This window comes from Bacteroides luti, assembly GCF_900128905.1.
Lineage (GTDB): Bacteria > Bacteroidota > Bacteroidia > Bacteroidales > Bacteroidaceae > Bacteroides > Bacteroides luti.
Genome location: NZ_FQTV01000007.1, coordinates 1 through 22,403, shown reverse-complemented (window position 1 = coordinate 22,403; position 22,403 = coordinate 1). Strand labels below are relative to the sequence as shown.

Sequence of the window (22,403 nt, the reverse complement as noted above, 5' to 3'; positions counted from 1 at the left end):
TAGAAAAAGGCACATGTAACATAAAAATGTAAGCTGCAAGTAATTACAATCTATATTTGTGCTAAATCAAATACTAACATGAAAAACATTATTAAAAAATTAGCCGTTACTTTTTTTATCTTAATTATCGCTTCAAATGCAAAAGCTTGGATAGGTGGAGCAATGCCTCGATTGCATGTTGATGGACGTTATTTAAAAGACACCCATGGTAATATTGTAAATTTACATGGTTTTGCTCAAACATATTCGCCGTGGTTTAATGAGCAGGGAAAATACTGGACCAATTATGATGTCAACGGATGTCTGAATTATAACAAGGGACTTATTGATGGCATTATGGCTGCCGGTTGGAAAGCAAATTTTATTCGTATGCATATGGATCCATACTGGTCAAATACTCCTGGTGTATCTGTTACAGGTGAAAATGATATCTCGGCTTTCAACTTTGACCGGTTTAAAACAGCACTCGACAATGTATTCATCCCTATGGCTGAATATGCCATATCGAAAGGACTCTATGTCATTATGCGTCCTCCCGGCGTTTGTCCTGAAAAAATAGCCGTGGGCGATGCATATAATCAGTATCTTATAAAAGTATGGGGATATGTGTCGCAACATCCCAAATTGAAAAACAACCCCAATGTTATGTTTGAACTGGCAAATGAGCCTGTAAACATACTCGGCCCCGACGGTACTTATGGTGCAGGTTCGCAAGGGCATTTTGATAATCTGAAAACATATTTTCAAACTGTTGTTGACGCTATACGGGCCAATGCAGACAATATTCTTTGGGTACCGGGTTTAGGATATCAGTCATTGTATCAGGGATTCGCAGTCAATCCTATTAAAGGAGAGGATATTGGGTATGCAGTACATGTTTATCCGGGTTGGTTTAACAGTGGACAAGGATATGCAAACTTTCAGAAAGGATGGGATACCCAAGTGAAACCTGTGGCCGATTTTGCTCCGATAGTTGTTACTGAAATGGACTGGGCACCTGAAAAATATAATTCCTCATGGGGTAAAGATATTACCGGCACAGCAGGTGGAGACGGTTTCGGTGCCAATTTCAAAAAGATTACGGACGATGCCGGTAACGTGAGCTGGCTTATTTTTACATGGCCACACCTGATGGCTAAATTTGATTCCACAAATGTGGCCACAGCCAATAATCTGGTTTTTCTGAACGATCCGGAAGCATGCCCTTGGCCAACATTTCATTGGTATCAGGAATATGCAAAAAAAGATTATCCAAGGCAGGATTTTGTGAATAATTCAAATAGCGATAATAACGACGGGACATTTACTAATCCTGTTATTTTCGGCGATTTTCCTGATCCTGATGTTATAAGAGTGGGCGATGTTTATTATATGTCGACTACTACCATGCATAACTTCCCCGGTGCTACGATATTAAAATCGTATGATTTAGTAAACTGGGAATATTGCAGTAATCCATTGGAGAAAATTGAATCGAATGCCTGTTATAACCTGGATGGTTGTAACCGTTACAGTCACGGACAGTGGGCAAGCAGCCTCAAATACCATAAAGGAACTTATTATCTTCATTTTAATACGCTGGACGAAGGAAGCTTTTTGCTGACGGCTACTAACCCGGAAGGCCCCTGGACTATGAAGAAATTGTCGACTTCATTCTATGATGCCGGTCTTTTCTTTGATGACGATGACAGAATTTATATTGTATATGGTATCAACAAATTGCACATAGCCGAACTTGATTCAGACTTTAAAGTAATCCGTGATCAGGCTATAACATTTGGCAATATACAGTCGGGCATAGATAATTCCGCTACGGAAGGAAGTCATCTGTATAAAATCAATGGCTATTATTATATTTATGCTACAACCGGAGGATATTATGCTACTCAGGTTGCTTTTCGGTCATCTTCTATTTTTGGACCGTATGATGAAAAAGAAGTTTTTAATAGCAACCGCATTCATCAGGGAGCTTTGATACAAACACAAACCGGAGAATGGTGGACTATGCTTTTTGCCGATAAAGGAGCTTATGGAAGATTACCAAGTTTGCAACCGGTAAGTTGGATTGATAACTGGCCTATTGTAGGTGTAAACGGTAGCGGCGTTACAACTTATAAGAAACCTAATGTAGGAAAAGATTATATTAAAAAGGCATTGCCCACTAACGACAATTTCCGTGATTATAAATTAGGTATGCAATGGGAATGGAACCACAATCCTGATGATTCTAAATGGTCATTGATGGAAAAGGCAGGCTCTCTTCGTTTGCAAACGGTTAATGTGGTTGATTCATTGCAAAGAGCCCGCAATACATTGACACAACGAATCCTGGGATACTATTCCAACACTACAGATTCTTATGGAACTATCCGCATGGATGTACAAAATATGAAAGATGGTGATGTGGCTGGTTTAGCTGTATTCCAGAATCCTTATGCATATATTGGAATTACCGTTTCTGGAGGAACAAAGAAACTTGTAATGATGAATACCGGAAACAAAACTAATTTTTCTCAACCTATAACATGTGATTCGATCATCTATTTAAGAGCAATAACCAATTATAGTACGAGTAAGGCCAGCTTTTATTACAGTACAGATAATGTTACCTATAATAAGTTTGGCGATGAATTGGATATGAAATACAATCTTTCAGTTTTTGTAGGCAATAGATTTGCCATCTTTAATTATGCAACGTCTCAAACAGGTGGTTATGTTGATGTCGACTGGTTCAGTACCGAGAGACAATTTACAGAAGATACTTTTTATGATAATTCTTTTGTAGGGTTTACCAAGAATCAAATGACAATAAGCAGTGTATCAGTGGAGCAAAATACTTATAATATGTTGATTGGTACCTCTAAGGATTTTAAAGTTACAGCTCATTATTTAGACGGACATACACAAGATGTAACGAATGAAGCAACTTATAGTAACCCTTCATCCAATAATATCACGATAGTAAACGGACAAATAATAGCTAAAGCTGATGGCGTTGCAACGGTTGATTTCAGCTATCAGGATTTATTAGGAAATATACAAAGTGGCCAATTTCAGGTAAATGTGAAAACGTTCCCATTAACAAGTGAGCTTTTTAATTCTACAATTTATGGAACCGGCACATTTGATGAAGCAACTAAAGCACTTACTACATCACAATATGGATTTGGTGGTTGGAAATATGCAAATGGACTAAATCTTTCAAGTTACAAATATCTAGTAGTGGAATTGGCTGAGAAACAAACGTGTGGAGCTTCTTTCCGGTTGTTCGATACGTCTAATTATTGGACAGATTGTTATATGTACGATATGGGTGACAAGTTAAAGGTGGCTGTTGATCTTTCTAATTTATCGAAAAGTAAAACTCCGGCTGTTAAATGTGATCCTTCACATCTTTATATTATCGGCTTCTGGTCGTTAGGTAGTTCACCAATAAAAATCAAGGATATTTATTTGAGTAATGATGGCGAATCGTCTGTAGGCATCCCTGTTGTTGATAATGATAACAGTAACGAACTTGTAGATGTATATTCAATGGTAGGAGTTAAACTTCGTTCGCAAGTGCAAAGAAAAAATGCTTTGGATGGACTTGATCGCGGAGTTTATATTGTTGGTCGCAAATGCGTTATGGTAAAATAATCGAATTAGATTCAGAATCAAGAGATTGATTCTGAATCTAATTTATTTATCTATCTAGTTTTTCAGGAATCAGCTGACGGTTTGCAGAAGAAATACGGAAATACAATGTATGTTCCTTTTTATCTATTGCAAAACGCTTCAATACAGCCGGACCGCAACTGCTGTTTCCTAATCCTAGTTGTTGGGCATCAATAGAAAGAATTATATCCTTTCTGGGAACAAGGTCACAGCTGTGTGCTGTGCGTGCCAAATCCTGCGCTGAATAATGTAATGCAGAAGCAGAGAATGGTTTCTTCATGGCAGTAACCGAAATTCCCTTTCCTTTTGCATTAGTCAGGGTTAGTAACTGTACCTCCTCTTTATTACCACTTTCCTGAGGAATCGGATAATCAAAAAGTTGTTCGGATACAGTTGAATGCCACAAGCCTACCTGAGCTGAGCTTTTCCTGTCAGGATAACTCTCCTGAGGACCGTAACCATACCAGGCAAACTGTTCCAGTTCTTTATTAAAAATCATGGCAACGCCTAAACAAGCTAATTCGGGAAGCTCTCCCTGAGGCAAGAAATGATATTCCACATCCATGCTTCCATCTTTATTTATGGTAAACTGAGCACGTGAGAGTACACTTCCTTTTATATATGAACTCCGGATAGTAGTGTTTACAATAATACTACCATCAGCACTGTTCTTCCAATCGGCAGATTCCACAGTATATTTCGGAGCATCCATCCCTGCATTTTTCCAGTCCTTTGCCAACCAGTTGCCGAAACTCTTGTCGTTATCAACCGGAGCACGGAAAGCCTGGAAGATTGGTTGGGCAGGCATATCTTTCGGATTAGAAAGCATTTCCTGTTTGCCATATATCAAAGAGTTCAAGCTACCCTCTTTCAGATTCCATTGCATTGAAAAGTTCTTTCCATTCACTAACAATACATCTCCATTCACTGTTGCCTGAAGGTTACCCGACTTATTTGCAGTTGTTGCAGACAAAGCTGTATTATCTACAAAACCATTACGAATGCAAAGTTGTTCCCATGCCACTTCGTATCCGGCTTTAGCCCATGAGCAATCGTTCTTCAGCACAAAGCTTACTTTAAGACGAACATCTCCTTTGGCAGGCAATGCTTTTTTTGTTTTCAGCTGAACAGTTGCAAATTCTCCGGGTTCAATAACCGGAACTGCTACTTCTGAGTGTTCAACTTCCTTGCCATTGGCTGTGATTGTGAATAACATCCTGTAAGCCGACAAGTCGGAATGATGTTGTCTGTTGGTTATTTTAAGTTTCAAAGCAGAACTATCCTGCCATTCTATGTGAATAGGCTGATACACCTTCTTTACTTCTAGATATTTTGGAGTAATGCCTCTGTCGGAAGAAACGATTCCTTTCAGACAGAAAGTCTTCAGATTGGGAACATCACCAAAGTCGCCACCAAAGGCAACCATTGTTTTACCATCAGCACGTTTCTTAAAGATTCCCTGATCGGACCATTCCCAGATGAAACCTCCCAGAAGTCGTGGATTACTATACATTTCATCCCAGTATTCCTTGAAATTTCCAAGTGCATTACCCATAGCATGAGCATATTCACTGGTCATCACCGGACGGTTATCATTTGTTTTCTGAGCAATAGTCAGCAAACGTTCCCAACGAGCATTCTCCGGTCTTTCTTTATCTCCGCCTTCCGGAATATTCGGATTAAGATATTCTTCCTGAAGTCGTGGATAGAAACGGCTGATTACATCAACAGTTTCAGGATCTTTATCAACTCCCTGAGCTCCTTCGTAATGAATAAAACGAGTTGGATCATAATCTTTGAGCCATGCAGAGATTGCTGCAAAGTTAAATCCGTAACCGGCTTCATTACCCATTGACCAGAATATTACCGATGGATGGTTCTTGTCACGAATAGCCATACGACTTGCCCTGTCAAGGAAAGCAGCAGTCCATTCCGGATCGCTAGCCAATGCTCCGCGAAGTCCGTGTTCTTCAATATCGGCTTCGTCCATTACATAAATGCCATACTGATCGCATAATTCATACCAGCGAGGATTGTTTGGATAATGGCATGTACGCACCGCATTGATATTGCCTTTCTTCATCAGAAGTATATCCTGCAACATGCGTTCTTCACTCATCACTTTTCCAGTGTACGGATCGTGTTCATGACGGTTTACCCCTCTCAAACGTATAGGTTTTCCATTCACAAGAAATAGTCCGTTCTTTATCTCCAGACTTCTGAATCCTATTTGGGTAGTAATTTGTTCTACCACCTCATTATTGGCATTGTTCAGTGTAAGTTGCAGAGTATACAGATTCGGAGTTTCCGCTGTCCACTTCTTTGGGTTAACAACTTTTGTTTCCAGCCAAGCAAACTTCCTTGCTCCTCGCTGAGGATTGCGGTCGTTCATTATTTCAGCTTTATTGTCGAGGTTCAAAACCGGAACAGCATCTTGTTTAAGAACAGAAGGCAATACAGGATTTCCTGCTTCATCATATAATTGCACCTGAATAGTATACCCCTCTCCTCTCTGACCATTGTAAACAGCCAATTTAGGTTCTATCTGCAAAGAAGCATTCTTGTAATTGGCATCCAGAATTGTACGTACAGCAAAGTCGCGAATACGGATATTCTCTGTAGAATACAGATATACAGAACGCTGTATTCCGGCGAAACGCCACATATCCTGATCTTCAAGATAGCTTCCGTCACTATAACGATACACCTCAACAGCCAGCTTATTCTCGCCTTGTTTCAGATAAGGAGTAATATTAAACTCGGAAGGTTCCATGCTACCTTGACTATATCCAACTTTCTTTCCGTTTACCCATACATAAAACGCACTTTGCACTCCTTCAAAGTGAAGAAATACCTCTTTGCCATTCCATCCGGCAGGCAAAGTAAACGAGCGACGATAAGAGCCAACAGGGTTACGTTCTTTATATGTGGTATAAGTGGCTTTGGGTTCCCCCATTACAAACGGAGGATTTATCTTAAACGGATATCCAGCACTCACATAGATTGGAGTTCCGTATCCATGCATTTCCCAATTGGCAGGTACCGGAAAGTCCACCCATTTTGAATCGTCAAAAGTAGTTTCGAAGAAATTCATTGGGCGTTGTTCAGGAGTTGATACCCAATTGAACTTCCATAAACCATCCAGTGAAAGCATCCGGTCATTCTTCTCCTTACCGAAAGGAACATAAGAAGCATGCGCCGGTTCACGGTTAATCTGCAATACATGTTGGTTTTCCCAGTCATTGTTTTGTGCAGATAACGGTGAAAAGCTGCTTAAACCAAATAATAAAACGAATAATTGTTGTTTCATTTACACAAAAGTTTAATTATTGCACATCCAGTGCATTAAACCATAAACCATTCATATTCTCGGCTGAGATACGGACTTTATAATGACCGGCATTAATATAACTACCGGTTGTAGTACTTAACGTTTTCCATTTCTCAGCAGCAACCGGAAAGGTTATTTCATCATTCTTCAGGATTCTTCCATCGGCAGCAATCAGTTGAACACGAACTTTGATTGGAGCCGAAGTTATATTCATATAACTAAATCGAAGAGCATACACGTTGGCTATACCTGTATTAATGTTCCATTCAATGCTGTTTGAATTACCTTTCAAGAAACAAACACCTGTTTGATTCTTGTGAAGTTTCTTTTCAGATTTTCCTTTTATCAAAGCATCTTCTGCCTGATAAGTAACAGTGGCGCGTGAATCTTGTCCTTCAGGTAATGAAGCCGGCGGAGTAGCAACTACACATTCGGTTTTATCCCATGACCAACCGTTTGACGGAGCGGCCTCAACCGGACGAATATCTTTATTACGTGAAGCTATTGCTATAGCAGATATTACAGCCTGACCAGCTTTTACTTCAGGGAACGAAATCTTCAGTTCACCACCTTCAATAGTTGCATTCAATACTTTCTTATAAGCAACATCGTGGCCTGATTCAGCCCAAAGATCCATATCATTAATGTAAGTAGAATCATTAACGGCAACATCAAAGATACGAAGTCCTTCGCAATCCTTACTGCCACCAGTCCCGTGCCATGGTTCTGTGAAATAGAGTTCCACACGATACTCGCCATCCGGAAGCGGGAAGTGATAAGCCAGTTTATGACGTCCGTAGCGGAAATGTCCGAAAAGACTCCAGTCCTTCGTTCCATCAATAGGATCTGAAGTAAATCTTTGACTGCCCAGATAAGGATTTAACCCTTTATAATCATCAGCCCAGGAAGTAGATCCCCAGCCTTTGCTTGTTCCTTTTGCCACATCGGCACTCCAAACCTGTCCGTATTCATCTGTATATTTATCACCGCCACAGTTTACACGGTAAATATAGTTATAATCATTTGCACCTTTCAGTATAGGAGCAACATTAGTATACAGCTTATCAAAATGAGGTGCTTTTTCCAGTCCATCCAAAACAATTACATCCTGAGTAGCTGGTTTCCCACCATAATAACCAACCGCACGCAATACATTGTAACGAACAGCTCTGTGCTCCCACATAAAGTGAGTTCCTACGCCATGATTAACCTTCTTACCCATTAAAAGAGTATCGGTTGCATCATTGTAAAGTTTCACTGAATCACAATTACTGAATACATCAATATTAATACGACCTTTGTTCTTCACAAAACGATCAGCCCAGGTATGAGATACAATATAAACCATTGGATCTTTCTTTGCAGGAACATAGTTTGCACGATACATATAGTAAGCATCTACCGGTTCTTCCCATGGAGTAACCAAACCTTTATAATTAAATGGTCCTACTTTATCAATCATTCGATAACCCTCATCAGGTTGTTTACGTCCTGGATTATCGTGTGAGCTAAATACCCATTGGAACTGACCGCAACAACTATCCTTTACAGACTCAGCCAGGCGAATTTTCTTTTCGAGCAACTGACACATTCTATTTTCACTCCACACACCATTCTGATCAAAATCACCTTCGGTATGCAAATCAATAGAACGCCATGCACCATATTCACCATTCAACAATTGATTGCTGATTTCTTTATTATAGTTATCTGGAAATCCTCCATACGTACCCGACCAGTTCTGAACCACATCCCAATCTGTTCCTTCACCGCCGTTACAGGTTGTTATTATTCTCTGATTTCGGGCAGTTGGATCCATTTCACGAATGATATTTGCACACTCCTCTGCAAAATCTTTTGGTAAGGTACTTTCATTCTGTAATCCCCACATCACTACAGAAGGAGAATTACGACGTTCCTTTATCCACTGACGGAGTAATGCTTTAAAGTTATTACGGAATTCAGGAGAATCATACCATATATGTGCCGAGAACTGAGGCCAGAAAATAATACCACTCTCATCCCAATAATTCTGATAAGACAAATTATGAGGTTGGTGAGCATCACGGAAAGCATTAAAACCTGCTGCTTTTATTTGTTTTACACGAGAAGAGATCTGTTCATTGGAGAAAGCATGAGATTGTCCAAACTGATGTTCGTATTCACAAACTCCGTTAATGAAAACCGATTTACCATTCAGACGGAAAGTCTTGTCACCATCTTTACGAAGTACAGGCCAGCTTACCGTACGGATACCGTAAGAAGTAGTCATCTCGTCAGTACTCTTACCTCCACGTTTTACCACTGAAGCTAATGAGTAAAGATACGGATCTTCAACCGACCACAAATGAACATCTTTAATTTCAGGGCTCACCTGTTTTATCAACTTTGTTTCTCCCGGTTGAAGAGTTACAGTTTCTGATAAACGGAATGCCTGAGTCCAATTTTCATCGGTAAGTTTGCTTACAAGCTCTACTGTTTCAACAGTGTTACCATAATTCTTTATTTCAGTTTCGATGTTTACAGTCTTAGCTTTTTCATCATTCCATATATGTACACCGAATGGTTCAATACGAACCTTATCTGTAACTTCGAGAGTTACCGGACGATAGATTCCCATTGGCTGAGAACCTTCCGAGAATCCATATTCAGAAGAACAGCCACCACAAACCCAAGGCATATCCGAAATCATTGAAGGATGCTCTGCCTTAACGGCAATTGTATTTTTTGCACCCGGTTTCAAAGCATCAGTTACATCAAGAGTAAAAGTTGTGCGACCACTTGGGCGGCGTCCCATATTTTTGCCATTTACATACACTGTGGCATAAGAGCCTACTCCATCAAAACGGATAAACAATCTCTTATCAGCATCATAAGCCGGCAAGTCGAATTCTTTCTTGTACCATGCATTACCGTGACGATTGCCATGTACAAGCTGACGGTATCCCGCATAATCATCCCAGTTATGAGGAAGATTAACTTTCTTCCAGTCGGCAGTCACATTAAATGCATCATAAGTATTGCTGTTTTCTCCTGCAGCAATAGTAAACCAATCATTATTAAGTGAAGTAGTGATTCTCTTTCCAGTCGGTTCAGGAGCAGGGAAATGAACTTCCGATTTCCCCATTGGTTTTGAAACAGCCACGGCAATACCACGCTGATCATTGTTATTTACTCCACAATAGTAATGGTAAACAACTCCTTTATATTCAATCACACATGATTTATGAGCAAAAAGATTATCATAATCCTTAGAAGGAATAACCAAATCGTCACCATTCCAATCGGTCCAGTGAACAAGGTCATACGAACAGGCAAAAGTATTGAATGCTTTATATTTCCTTGAGCTACGGAAAGCACTGAAATAGAACATAACATACACATCACCTATTTTCTGAATATGTGCATCGGCAGTAAGTCCCTCTTCATGAGTAAAGATTGGATTACCTTCATATCTCTTCCAGTGAATCATATCATCAGACAGAGCAATACCAATTCTTTCCGCTTTGATATTTGTCTTTGGGTTACGTCCACCGGCATTGTAATACATTACAAATTGCTTACCGAGTTTTTTATCCTTATCCCAATAAACACAACTCTTATACTGAGTAATGTTTTCAAACCACTGAGCGTCTTTATCTTCCGGGCTCAAAATTGGTTTATCCAGACTTTCCCATTCGTGAGCCTTCGTAATATTTTTCTTAGTAAAAGCCACACCAATTTTCAAAGGCCCGGACTCATATCCGGCAGAAGCGCCACCAATATAAGTCATCCAATATTTATGTTTGAACTTATTTAGCTTATAACTTCCACCCCATGTATTATCTAGTAAAGAGAGAAAACCACCGCGCTGATTAGTATCCCAGGTACCATCACGGAAAGAAAGAACATTACCCAAAGTTTTCCACTTAAGCAAATCGTCACTTTCCGCAAGCATTGTCTGGTATCCACGACCATCTTTACCATTCTGCCCGTTATACATCAGGTAAGTCATGTACCACTTATTACCTTCTCTGAACACACTCGGACAGTCTACCTTATATTTATTGGTGGTTGGCGCAATAACCAAACCATACTTATAAGGAGTTTTTATCTTCTCATAAATTTCTTCCATTTTATTCTGAGGGACTTGCTGTTGAGCAAATCCTCCCAATGAAATAAGAAGAGTAAGAAAAGCCGTTAAATGGCGTTTTATTATCATCATTTTATCTCTATAATTTATATTAATAGAATAACCAGTCAACTGTTTCTTCGGCTCCAGCCAAACCTGCATTTCTAGTTACCATATCTTTCTTATTCGTAAATCCAAGAACAATCAGATATCCTTTTGGCAATAAGAGCTTATGTTTACCTGCCCCAAAACTATAAGGATGAACATTTGCAAGAGGCATGTTGTTTATGCGAATAGCATTTATCAACTTAGGCTCAGCCTGACCATATTCATTCGCTGCAGCATCAATTTCCAGTTTCGGAGCTTTGGCAAATTTTCTTTGATCATCACGGAAATAACCAACCAGCAATGTAACCGGTTCCTGAGTTTCAAATTCAATCGTTGTACCCTCTTCACGTTGTTTGTCACCATTGAAACAGAAAGCAGAAAGTCCTTCCAATTCAGGAGCAATAGCCTCAACTTTATCATTCAGGTTAGTAAACAACTGTGCTCCCTTTGTTAGTTTTACTACAGAAGGTTTACCAAGTAACGTAACCTTAGCAGGAGCAAATGCAGCAATCTTTGAATCTGTAGAAGATAACTTACCGTTTGCTTTATCTTTCAACATTGCCAGATTTGCCTTAAAGTTATCTAATTCTTTCTGATAATGAACAAGCATTTCTGCCCAGGTTTTGTTTTTACCATCATCACCACCAATAGGAATACGGCGTTGTGAGGTCTGCATACTGTTAGCATACAAATAAGTATCCTTTGTAAGATCAACTAACTTTTTATAATGTTGCAAGCTCTGTTCCAACAAAGGAATAGCAGCATCTAAATTCTTCAGATCTTTTCCCCACTGATAGTCGAGAACCAGCTTGGCAGCTTTCACTTTCAGATTGAAAGCATAAGCAAACTCGCGGTAGCAATGCATATCATTACGAAGACGTTCGAACTCTTCCTTATTCTTTGTTACTTTACCTTCAACACTATCTATAGCATTAATAGCCTTATCTCCGTGTGCTATTACCTGAGCAACAATATCAAGAGGCAACTCCCCAACATGTGGTTGTTTCTTCCATTCCTTTTCAACGTATTCAATCAGCTTTTCACCTTCCGGTCCACAGCTTTCATAGAATCCCGGATAGATAGTATACTTATATGGATTAACCAGTTGACTCACAAACATACCCAAAAGAAGAGTCTGTCTGTTACCTTCGGTTATACCAAAGCGACGCAATAACTTAGGTGCTATTTCGCCTGTCTGTTCGTAAGCTTCAAGAATATTACCCGCATCTTTTGCATCAATACCATAATAATCGCCCAGTTGTTGTTCCCAATATACTATTTCATCTTTACGGTCGCGGTGGCAATTCCATGCATAACGAGCCCATCCTTTATACCACATCCAGTCACGATCGAGTTGTTCCTGACGCTTACCATCTGGTAATTTATCGGCAGTATAAGGCCAATCCCAGTAAGAAGCCTGCGGATAAAGATGAAGTGCATTCGCTCCATGAACATTATGCATCGCATTTACTGCCTTCTGAATAAAATCAGGAGAACTCCAGCGGAAAGGTTCCAGATTGGCCAGAATATGTACGTTACTAATATGAATACTTCCTAAAGAACTAAGATCTTTATGAATCTTTGCCCATGGTCCGCGAGGTTCGTAAGTAGTAAGCGATTCTCCATTATATTTGTGCATGGTATACAGATTCTTGTAAAGAGGGAGTGCTTTATCCATTACCATCTTACAATCAGTATCGTGAGCACGAAGTAGAACTGGAGGTTCATCGGTACGTCCCAAAGCCTTAAGTCCGTCTTTTACACCCGGAATAATAGTTTTGGTAAACCATTCCACATCATCTTCATAAGTATCCATTGCTTCACCAAGGCAAACCAATAATCCTACATTAGGATACTTTTCAATAAAAGCAGCAATCGATTTACGTGTATAGTCAGCAATTAATGGAGTAATAGGACGGTTTCTGTCCTGAGTTTTAATACCATAATGCTCGGCAAAAGGTTTTGAAACAAGGATATTATAAAACATCTGAATAACAAAGATACCGCGTTTATCGGCCTCTTTTGTTATGAATGAAAACATCTCTTCGTTTTTCTTGAATGTAGCATCATCTACTTCAACAGCAAACGGATAATCTTTTAGTTTAACTAAAGAAGCAAAAGGGTGACCATTCCACAAATAAACAGAGTTCATTTTGTTGGCCACAAGCATATCCAGATATTTAATCCACATAGCTTTATCATAAAACCATGGAAAGTTTTCTTCAGTATAAGGATATTCGTATACAGTTCTTCCAGGCAAGTAATATGGTTTCTGTACTCCAATACATGTGCCTCTCAACACCATTTCAGGAGCATCGGTCATATTTTTTGAGAATTCAAGACTGTTCTTCTTAACCTGATCTTTCAGTTGAAGGCAACCATACAAAGCTCCGGTTGGATCATTGCCATACATTAAAGTTATATTTTTCTTTGTCCCGATATAGAAGCCCTCTTTCTTGTTAAAATCAGGAAGCATAAAGCCATATTTCTTAGCAAGGTTAAGCGAAATAGGATCTCCTTTTTCCAAAGCAAGAATTGTTTTTCCACTTAAATGTTTTGCATCATTCAGATTACGTACTTTAACCGTATATCCGTCGTTCTCAAGAGTTGTCTTCAGCTGTTCTGTTCCAAACTGTAAACGTTTGGATGCTGTAGGCGAAGTAATTATCGACACTGCATTCTTTTGGCATGAAGCAAAAAGACAAGCCAATCCACACAAGGTCAATACTTTCAGTTTCGTCATCGTTCAAATAAGTTTATAATGTTATAAAAATGAGACGAAAACAAAGGAGGAATGTACTCAAAAGCGTGCAATTTCCTCAATAAAGAAAGGAGCTTCCATTATGTACACCCGGATGGACAATATTCTTACACCCGGATGGACTCTGACGGTACACCCACATGTAGAAAGTGCGTACACCCCGGTGTACGGAAGAATGAATAAGTTATAAATAAAAAGAGCGAAGAAGCTGGTTGTTATCCTTGCTTCTTCGCTCTTTTTATTTCAAAGCTATTATGATTAATTACGGTAGTTTACTGTAACTTCTGCATTATTGCCTTCAATTAAGATACGATATTCATCGTTAGAAAGTTTCTCAACAACTCCGGTAGATGCTTTAGGTTTGCTTTTACTCTTGAATGTTAGATATCCTCTACCTTCGCCAGCTTTAACCTTGATTGTTTTTTTATCCATATATACGTGAACACCTCCCTTAGGAGTTGGAACAGTTCCTTCAATCCATTTCAATCCACCCAAAGAAGGATTGATGGCAAACTCACTGTATCCTGGTTTAAGAGGTTTCACTCCCAGATAATATTTACCTAACAAGTAAATTGGACTTGATCCCCAAGCATGACAAAGACTCTTTCCGAACGGACGACCATACATTTCATAATGTTTGCTGCCCTTATCTTCCGGATTATATTTCTCCCAGAAAGAGGTAGCCCCAAGTTTAAGCATACCACCCCAGTAATCTTTTATTTCTTTGGTTACATTCGTTTGCTCGCCAAGTGCACAAAGAGATTCCAATTCATAAAAACGCATATAAGGAGTTGATATCTTCATGATAGAATTATTCAGTATAACCGACTTCTTAACGGCCTGCTTCTTTTGATTATTCAGATAATCAAACAAGATTCCAAACATATTTGCATAACGAGTTACCTGCTCGCTTTGCTTTCCATTCAAACGATTATGAACGAAACCTTGTTTCTCGTTATTCCAGAAAGCTGGTTCCAATTTCGATTTAAGAGAAGTCGCCAACTTATCATATTTTGCTTTATCCTCTTTATTTCCGGTAAGATCTGCGCACACAGCCATTGTTTCCAGACTCTTGCAGAACAAAATCTGTTCAAAACTCAGTTCGCCGTGCTTATCCATATAACCATCTGCCCAGTCAACGAAAACCCAGTCGCCGGTCATACCTTCAACCATACCATCCTTATTGGTTCTTCCCAGCACATAATCCATCATGGTAGCCATCTTCGGATAAAGTTGTTCAATTAAATGGCGGTCACCTGTATACAGATAATAATCATATACACTAAGGAACCAATAGAACGTATAATCCATGATAGTATTAATATGCGAAGTAACAGGATCTTTTCCGCGAAGCAGATTTATTGTGCGACCTACAGTGTGAGAATCGAAGAACAAATAATAATTCATCAGATAACTTTGAATAGCATCTCCACTCCACACCCAGCGGTCGCGCTTAATACCATCAATAAAGAATTCACGGGTAGTAAGATGCATTGTGTAAGCAGCCACATCCCATATTTTATTAATCTCAGGATCACTGCAACGGAAAGAACCACGATAAGTTTCAGGAAGAGATTCGTAAAGCATAGATGCCTTCGCAAAGCTCACTCCCGGATCGGTTACAATATATACATATCTGAAGGCCTTTGAACCCTGAACGGTATAATCTTTAGCCTCAGCATTATTTACCTCAAAACGATCGAGTGTTTCACAAGAACCCGTACTCATTGCTTCTTCTTTGGATTCTCCGTAGAATATATTCACTTTACCATTCCCCTTCAGTTGTTCAAGTTTGATGTAACCAAAGGTTTCCTTGCCAAAGTCTACCAACACGCCTTGCGTTTGTGGAGTACTGGAAACTGCATTGGCAGGTTCAGTATGCAACTTAAACTGAGAAGGTAGCTGAGAAGGATCATTAAAGTTCCAGCTGGCAGCATCCATATAAGTAGTAGCCGAAGTATCTGATGCCTTGCCCGATTCGTCAATCCATTCCTTGTCTTCGTAAGTCACTTTCCATGACTGATCAGAGAAAATTGTTTTACCAGATACATAGATAGCAGGAACCGTTGCCTGATTATGAACTTTGATATTCAGACTATGTTTTCCTTCCGGAATAATCAGCGTTTTAGGAGCACCAAACAACAATTTACCATCAAGTTTTACATTGTAACGTCCCTCAACAGCAATTGTAATCTCCTCCGGTTTAAACAGATTCAGTTTCTTTGAGAACTCAACCAGCACGTAATGGCTATCCATTTTCCAGAAAGGAGGAAAGAAAGCTCCCCTCTCCGTACGGTTATTATTCATGTTATTACCGAGCCATATTTCATAATCGCCCGGATACCATATCCATGTAGCTTTTTGTGCTTTCATTGAAGAAACAGAAAGAACTATTAAAAGGATTAATATAAAATTACGTTTCATCTTTATATTATTAAGATTATTTTTTCAACAAATATAGATAATCCGGTTGCAATCCTGCACGGTTACGAATACTATCTGCCACCATCGGACCATTGTTTGTCCATACATTACCCGGACCATTGGCATTTTTCAGGAACTTTTCGGAATCACACCAGTTGTCTTTCACTTCAATGAACGAAGAGCCTTCATCAGTATACAAATAGAACCAGTGATTAGGATCGTGTGCATAAGGAGAAAGAACAATATCATGCACGTAATTCTCAGCAACCACCGTTTTTGGCTGAGCAGAAAGCGTGTAAATACCGGCCACATCATGCATGTGAATAGCATAATGATGGATATTATTTGCAATCACTTTATTGTTTCGCATGCAATTCACAGTCTGAGTCCATCCCCATCCCAGGTTAATTCCGGTGTAGGATACATAACTGATTTCGTTATGCTGAATAGTTACATCTCTTACAAAACCTGCACAGATTGCCACACATCCCCAGTCCTCGTTTGTTACATCCGTAAAGTAATTGTTGGCAATAAGCTGATTGGCGCAAAGCACTCTGCTATCTGCCGGATCGTAAGGTAAATGAGATTCAAACGAAGGATCATTAAACTTACCAGTCTGCAAACCATTGCCGGCAATATCCCTAAAGATAGAACCTTCCACACTTACATGCTGAGCAGCTTCAACAAAGTCGAGCCCGCAAGAACCCAAATGTTCAAAATTACAATTAGCAAAAGCGATATTGTTTGCACCCTGCACCTGAACGGCAGCAGGCGGACGACCAATCCATCCCTGATTATCCAGCGGATGATTATGATCATCTCGCAGTTGTTTCGGATTCAATGTATAAGCATCCAGCATATACATTCCGGCCTGCAAAGGCACATGTCCTTTTTCCGACGGACGCATCCAGGTGGTATAATTAAAGTTAATACCTTCAAAACGAATATTTGAAACCGGACGGTCGACCGTTCCTTCTACCTGAACCAAAGTTTCCAAAGCAGGAACCACAGCCGATGCCGTTTTCATGTTTTCCCCTTCACGTGGATAATAATAAAGTCGAGCAGTTCTGTTATCATAATACCATTCACCCGGTTGATCGAGTAGCTCAATGGCATTAGTCAGATAAAAAGCTGAGTTTACTCCTTTGCCCAACATAGGTCGTGGCCAGGGATGTTCAAACTGAATACGACTTTCAGGATTACAGAATTTAATTCCGGCAGAATCACCCTGAACCTTTATAGACTTAATACGAAGATTGGCAATTGCCCACATCTCGTGGAGCACCAGTTCTGCACGACGAGCATTCATTATAGCCTTCACCGATTTAGCAGGCACCCAAAGAATTTCATTCTCCACATCATTGTTCACAATCCTTGCCATCTGTTTAAAATCGGCAACATTACGGGCACGAACGGCTTTCTTTCCGTTTATCCACAACTGACGGAAATCCGCCGTTCTCCCGTTAAAATCGGGAACTTCCGTTACCCATACTTTACCTTTTGCTGAAGCAGGCAGGCCATTTACATTTCCGGCTTTTTGCCATCCGGAAAGTGATACCCCACCACTCATAATTACCTTTTCATCCTTTACCGGTTGAATAACCGTAGGCGATTCTTTCGTGCCCGAATCTTCGGGACGGATAAAGACTGGTTCATACAGAGAGTAAGTACCTCCCTGCATGTAAATATGAATACCGCCCTTAACCGACTCATCTTTTAATCTTCTGAGTTCACGCGCCTGTCTCAATGCTCCTGCCAAAGTAGCTTTCGGAGAAGTCTGAGTTCCGTTGTTACGGTCATTGCCATGCACGGAAACCCATATATCCGCCGAGAAAGCCTTTGTAACTCCTAAAAAGAGAATAAGCAGGAGAAATGGAATACGTTTCATTGTTTTTATATTATCTGTTTATCAACATTCATTTATCGTGCCAAAGGCATCCATACAGTCATATCCGCTTTCCCACGGTTACCCCATGCATAATAAGGAATCAAGCGAATTTTCACTTTCTTTGAAGAATCAGATACCTGTTTGTAAAGAGTACCCTTCCATGAACCTTCGTTCATCAATTGAGCTTCGCCATCCAAAGCCACAATCGGACTACCATCAATAGTAATCTTATTTGGAGTAAGCTGAATATTTGCAGGAATCAATACATTATCAATAGATTGTCCGCCTTCCACATCCATAGATTCAAGACAATAAACCAGCGGTCCACGTTTCACTACAGTCTGGTTACGAGTTTCTTCCACCAACGGATTAGATTCCATCAGCTTCACAGTCATGGCAAGATTCAATTCCACAACATCACCCTTCTTCCATACTCTGTTCACCTCTGCATATTTTCCGGCAGAAAGATCTGCATCTACAGATTTGCCATTAACAGTCAAGGTTGCTTTTTCGCACCATTCAGGAATACGGAAATTCATTGAGAACGCTTTCTTTGAAGCAACTTTATCAACAGTTGTAACCACTTTACCATCCCATGGATAGTCAGAAACCTGAGTCAGTGTCAAGGCAGAGCCATCAGTCAGTTTAGTGTCAAGTTGATTGCCACCATATAAGTTAAACCAAACACCTTTTTGTGAGATACTATATGCATAGTTCTGCGCTTCGCACAAAGTACGGACAGTATTAGGAGGACAGCAGAAACAGCTAATGTATGACTGACGTTCTCTAGGCCATCTCAATGTATAAGGAAAATCCTTAGAAAGACGCAAAGGATTAGTATAGAAGAATTTCTTTCCATCCAAGCTAACGCCTGCAAGCACACTGTTATAAAGAGAAGTTTCCATTACATCAGCATACTTCTCTTCACCGGTAGTCTGCAACATGCGCCAGTTGAAAAGCATATTTCCGATATTTGCACATGATTCATTGTGAGCCGTACTGTTAGGTAATTGGTAAGCACGACCATAAGACTGGTGCACTTTCTGAATAGAATCCGGTTCGTAGCAAGTACCATCAGGAGAAGTTCCGTCATACAAAGCACCACAAGCGCCCGTTACATACATCTTCCGATTAACAATATCGTTCCATATAGATTCCAGATTATCCTTTAAAATCTTCTCTCCGGTTTCAGCATATACATCTGCCACACCTGCATATAGATAATTAGCACGAACAGCATGTCCCATTGCCTTCTTCTGGTCGCGGAAAGGAATACGATCCTGATTATCGTCAGTACCATTCTTCACCATACCGCGAATATTAATCAGGTTCTTTGCCAATTCCAGGTAACGAGGATTACCGGTAGCACGATACATCTCTACCACACCCATATAGTGCGAAGGACATATAGCGTTGCGGGCAAGTTCAGCCGAAGCAGTTTCGTAGAAGTGACAAAGGAAATCAGTTGCCTTTATTGCAGCGTTGAACAAAGTCTTCTTTCCGGTAGCTCTGTAATGTACACAGCCCGCCATCATCAAGTGACCAAGATTATACGTTTCAAAGTTCAGGCGGTTAGCAAAAGCACCTACTTCATTGGCGCCACCTACTTTTGTTCCAATTACAGTTTCTTTTTGAGCCTTATGAGAGTCGACACCTTTATTTTTTTCATCGATAATAACCGGAGTATGAATATATCCGTCTTCACGTTGTGCCTTCACGATAACAGCAACCGCCTTATCCATCAGTGCATCCAACTTCGGATCTTTATTTACCGCATAAACAGCAGCCACACCTTCCAGCCATTTATAAAAATCGCCATCGTGGAAAGGAGGTCCCCAATGTTCGCCCGGACACACACCGGCAGCCACTTCAAAGTTGCGGAAGCCATGTGAAATCTCAGGAGCATTCCATGTATTCCACATGCTGATAAGCATAGTGTCTTTGCAAACGCGGAATCTATCACCCCAAAAGCCATTAGTCCACTTCACAGCCGACAGATCAACGTTAGTAAGTTGTGCATACTTACTTTTCGAGGTATTCATTAAGGCTTTTTCCTGTGCCGGCAAAGCCATAAAAGCCGATAATAAACCAAGTGTAAGAAGTCCTTTCTTTATCATTTCTTTTTTCGTTAATATAATGTGTTAATTATAAGGACGAAGAAATGATGGTTTTGTAATGGGGGAAAGGCTATTTTAGCAAAAAGTTTACTACACCACAAATTTATTCAACTCATCTTTTAGCATTCGCCAACAAGATATATATACATCCAGTATGGGATAAATCTGAGGTTGTGTAACCTTTCAATCAAGAAGGTCATTTCGTGGGCAGAAATATATTCAATGCAACACGTTATTTCTTATTAGTTCCAGATCTAAAATACCACGATGAGTTTTGTCGATATCATTATACTTATTGTAATTTATTTATAATACTTTCAATGGCTTTTTCTGTTTTACAGATATTATCTTCTACATCTTCGCTAAGTTTTATAAGGTATTGTTTTGAAATGTGATATAATCGATTACTGTTATTATAATCCCAACCATTCGCTTTTAAACTTTTTATAATTCTGGAATTACCATGAAGATTACGAGTGTTTAGTGCGTAACACAAGTGACCTTGATTATCGTTCCATACTTCAAGAAAAGCAGTAGAGTTCCAATCTAAGCTTATTAATCTCAAGCCATTTTCTTCTTCAGATATAGATAGTTTTAATATGTCATTTCCACAATAAGAATCAATATCATACTTATGCTTTAAATATATTTTTGCACAATAAGAATATAAATCACAAGAACGATAAATACTTGCTTTGGAGTACTCAACTAAAACAATATTTTTACCATTATTCGACCACCCATAATTACCTTCTTTACAATATCGCAATATATAAGGTCTTGAAACAAATGCATAACGGTATGAATCTTCTCTTAATTTTTTATTTTCTCTTAGGTTGTACTCTATTATTTCTTCTAATGAACCTGGATTATATTCTGAAACAAAAGAAATATAATTTTTGTATGCATCGCTATTTTCAATCTTATCCCATTGGTATAAATTATATTTGTCCATACCTGCTGCCCAACCTGTATTAAAATCAACCTCTCCGAAACACATTAGTGTTCTGATTAAAAGTATTTTATCTTGTTGCTTGTATAGCTTAAACCATTTTCGAGCTTTTGTTATCCCACCAACCTCCCAATTAAAGGTTGAGCTTGCATTCTGCTTCAATAACGTTATAATATCTTTTTCGTGTTTTTCAATCTGACTAATATGCCACTCAGTTTCTTTCATCATCAGGTATTGTTTGATACTATCAATTGAATCTGATTGTGAATATTGATTTTTTTTTGCCTCAGGCAAGTAATTATTCATTCTTGAATTCTTTTCGTGGCTTATCAAACACAAATTACCAATTGAATGCAAATAAACCGGATCTATTTTTGTTGCATCTTTATTTATAGGGTTTTGAGGATAATAATGTTCTACAGAACTTCTGAAAGAGAATTCATATTGTTTAATTTTTGTATCTGAATCTCGTTTTTTTATCCATAACAGATAATCAATAAAATTAAAAATCAGATTATTCCGAAGATTATCATACTGCAGTTTTTTCATATCCAACAGTTCAGATGTTCGGTCGATTGGTTGAAGATTTATGTTTATCATTTTATAATAATCTAGTTCTTTCCTAGCCAGATAGTTATCAAAAACAAATGACTTAGCAATATGTTCCAGATAGGAGATGTATTTATCAGATTCTACTTCTGCCTGATTATATACATAACGCAAAGCAGCATACAGCCAATATTTGTAGGACATTGAAGGAATAGAAACATGAAACATGGTTAAAAGCATCAATATCCTTCTATTATCATTATCAAAAGATTCATTTTGTTCCTCTCCAAATGTATTAACGTACTTTACTGCATTCCTTACATTTCCTGAACTGTACCATTTTAAACTTTTTAATGTCCAACGATCCGTATTGGCAATGAACTCACGCTTGATAATATATTTGTCAAATAACAATACTCCGTTAAATAATTAATCAAACCCTTGTAAAACAATGAATTATATTTGAATTATGTCATAAAATAATTGGTTAAGTCGCTGATTTTTA

General features: G+C 39.1%; 8 protein-coding genes. 1 reads left to right on the top strand and 7 read right to left on the bottom strand.

The genetic code is table 11. The features are described from left to right. Positions 1–78 precede the first annotated feature (78 nt). Positions 79–3,639 carry a family 43 glycosylhydrolase gene (locus tag BUC21_RS07795; RefSeq protein WP_073400966.1) on the top strand — a complete coding sequence of 1,187 codons (3,561 nt, stop codon included), beginning with the start codon at positions 79–81 and terminating at the stop codon, positions 3,637–3,639. Between the two features lie 46 nt (positions 3,640–3,685). Here the strand turns inward: BUC21_RS07795 and BUC21_RS07790 are convergent, their stop codons facing one another. From BUC21_RS07790 to BUC21_RS07760, 7 genes are all read right to left on the bottom strand, one after another. Next, a complete protein-coding gene (locus BUC21_RS07790; protein WP_073400964.1) occupies positions 3,686–6,967 on the bottom strand; it encodes a glycoside hydrolase family 2 TIM barrel-domain containing protein in 3,282 nt (1,093 codons plus the stop codon). Between the two features lie 16 nt (positions 6,968–6,983). Beyond that, positions 6,984–11,183, bottom strand: a complete 4,200-nt coding sequence (locus BUC21_RS07785) for a beta-d-glucuronidase/beta-L-arabinofuranosidase (protein ID WP_073401195.1) — start codon at positions 11,181–11,183, stop codon at positions 6,984–6,986. Between the two features lie 28 nt (positions 11,184–11,211). Further along, the gene (locus tag BUC21_RS07780) at positions 11,212–13,950 is read right to left on the bottom strand and encodes an alpha-d-galacturonidase (RefSeq protein ID WP_073400962.1); all 2,739 of its coding nucleotides are present in this window, start codon (positions 13,948–13,950) and stop codon (positions 11,212–11,214) included. A 276-nt stretch (positions 13,951–14,226) separates the two neighbouring features. After that, positions 14,227–16,392 carry an alpha-L-rhamnosidase-related protein gene (locus BUC21_RS07775; RefSeq protein ID WP_073400960.1) on the bottom strand — a complete coding sequence of 722 codons (2,166 nt, stop codon included), beginning with the start codon at positions 16,390–16,392 and terminating at the stop codon, positions 14,227–14,229. Positions 16,393–16,408: 16 nt separating this feature from the next. Further along, positions 16,409–18,280 carry a right-handed parallel beta-helix repeat-containing protein gene (locus tag BUC21_RS07770; protein WP_073400958.1) on the bottom strand — a complete coding sequence of 624 codons (1,872 nt, stop codon included), beginning with the start codon at positions 18,278–18,280 and terminating at the stop codon, positions 16,409–16,411. A gap of 32 nt (positions 18,281–18,312) precedes the next feature. Further along, complete coding sequence (locus tag BUC21_RS07765) at positions 18,313–20,397, bottom strand: aceric acid hydrolase (RefSeq protein WP_073400956.1); 2,085 nt, start codon at positions 20,395–20,397, stop codon at positions 18,313–18,315. A 292-nt stretch (positions 20,398–20,689) separates the two neighbouring features. After that, positions 20,690–22,312, bottom strand: coding sequence for an HNH endonuclease family protein (locus BUC21_RS07760; protein ID WP_073400954.1), 1,623 nt, complete (start codon positions 22,310–22,312; stop codon positions 20,690–20,692). Positions 22,313–22,403: the final 91 nt, after the last annotated feature.

Bases quoted from the DNA above. Each gene is read 5' to 3' on its own strand.
- BUC21_RS07790 (WP_073400964.1), bottom strand. From the start codon at position 6,967: ATGAAACAACAATTATTCGTTTTATTATTTGGTTTAAGCAGCTTTTCA.
- BUC21_RS07770 (WP_073400958.1), bottom strand. From the start codon at position 18,280: ATGAAACGTATTCCATTTCTCCTGCTTATTCTCTTTTTAGGAGTTACA.
- BUC21_RS07795 (WP_073400966.1), top strand. From the start codon at position 79: ATGAAAAACATTATTAAAAAATTAGCCGTTACTTTTTTTATCTTAATT.
- BUC21_RS07775 (WP_073400960.1), bottom strand. From the start codon at position 16,392: ATGAAACGTAATTTTATATTAATCCTTTTAATAGTTCTTTCTGTTTCT.
- BUC21_RS07780 (WP_073400962.1), bottom strand. From the start codon at position 13,950: ATGACGAAACTGAAAGTATTGACCTTGTGTGGATTGGCTTGTCTTTTT.
- BUC21_RS07765 (WP_073400956.1), bottom strand. From the start codon at position 20,397: ATGATAAAGAAAGGACTTCTTACACTTGGTTTATTATCGGCTTTTATG.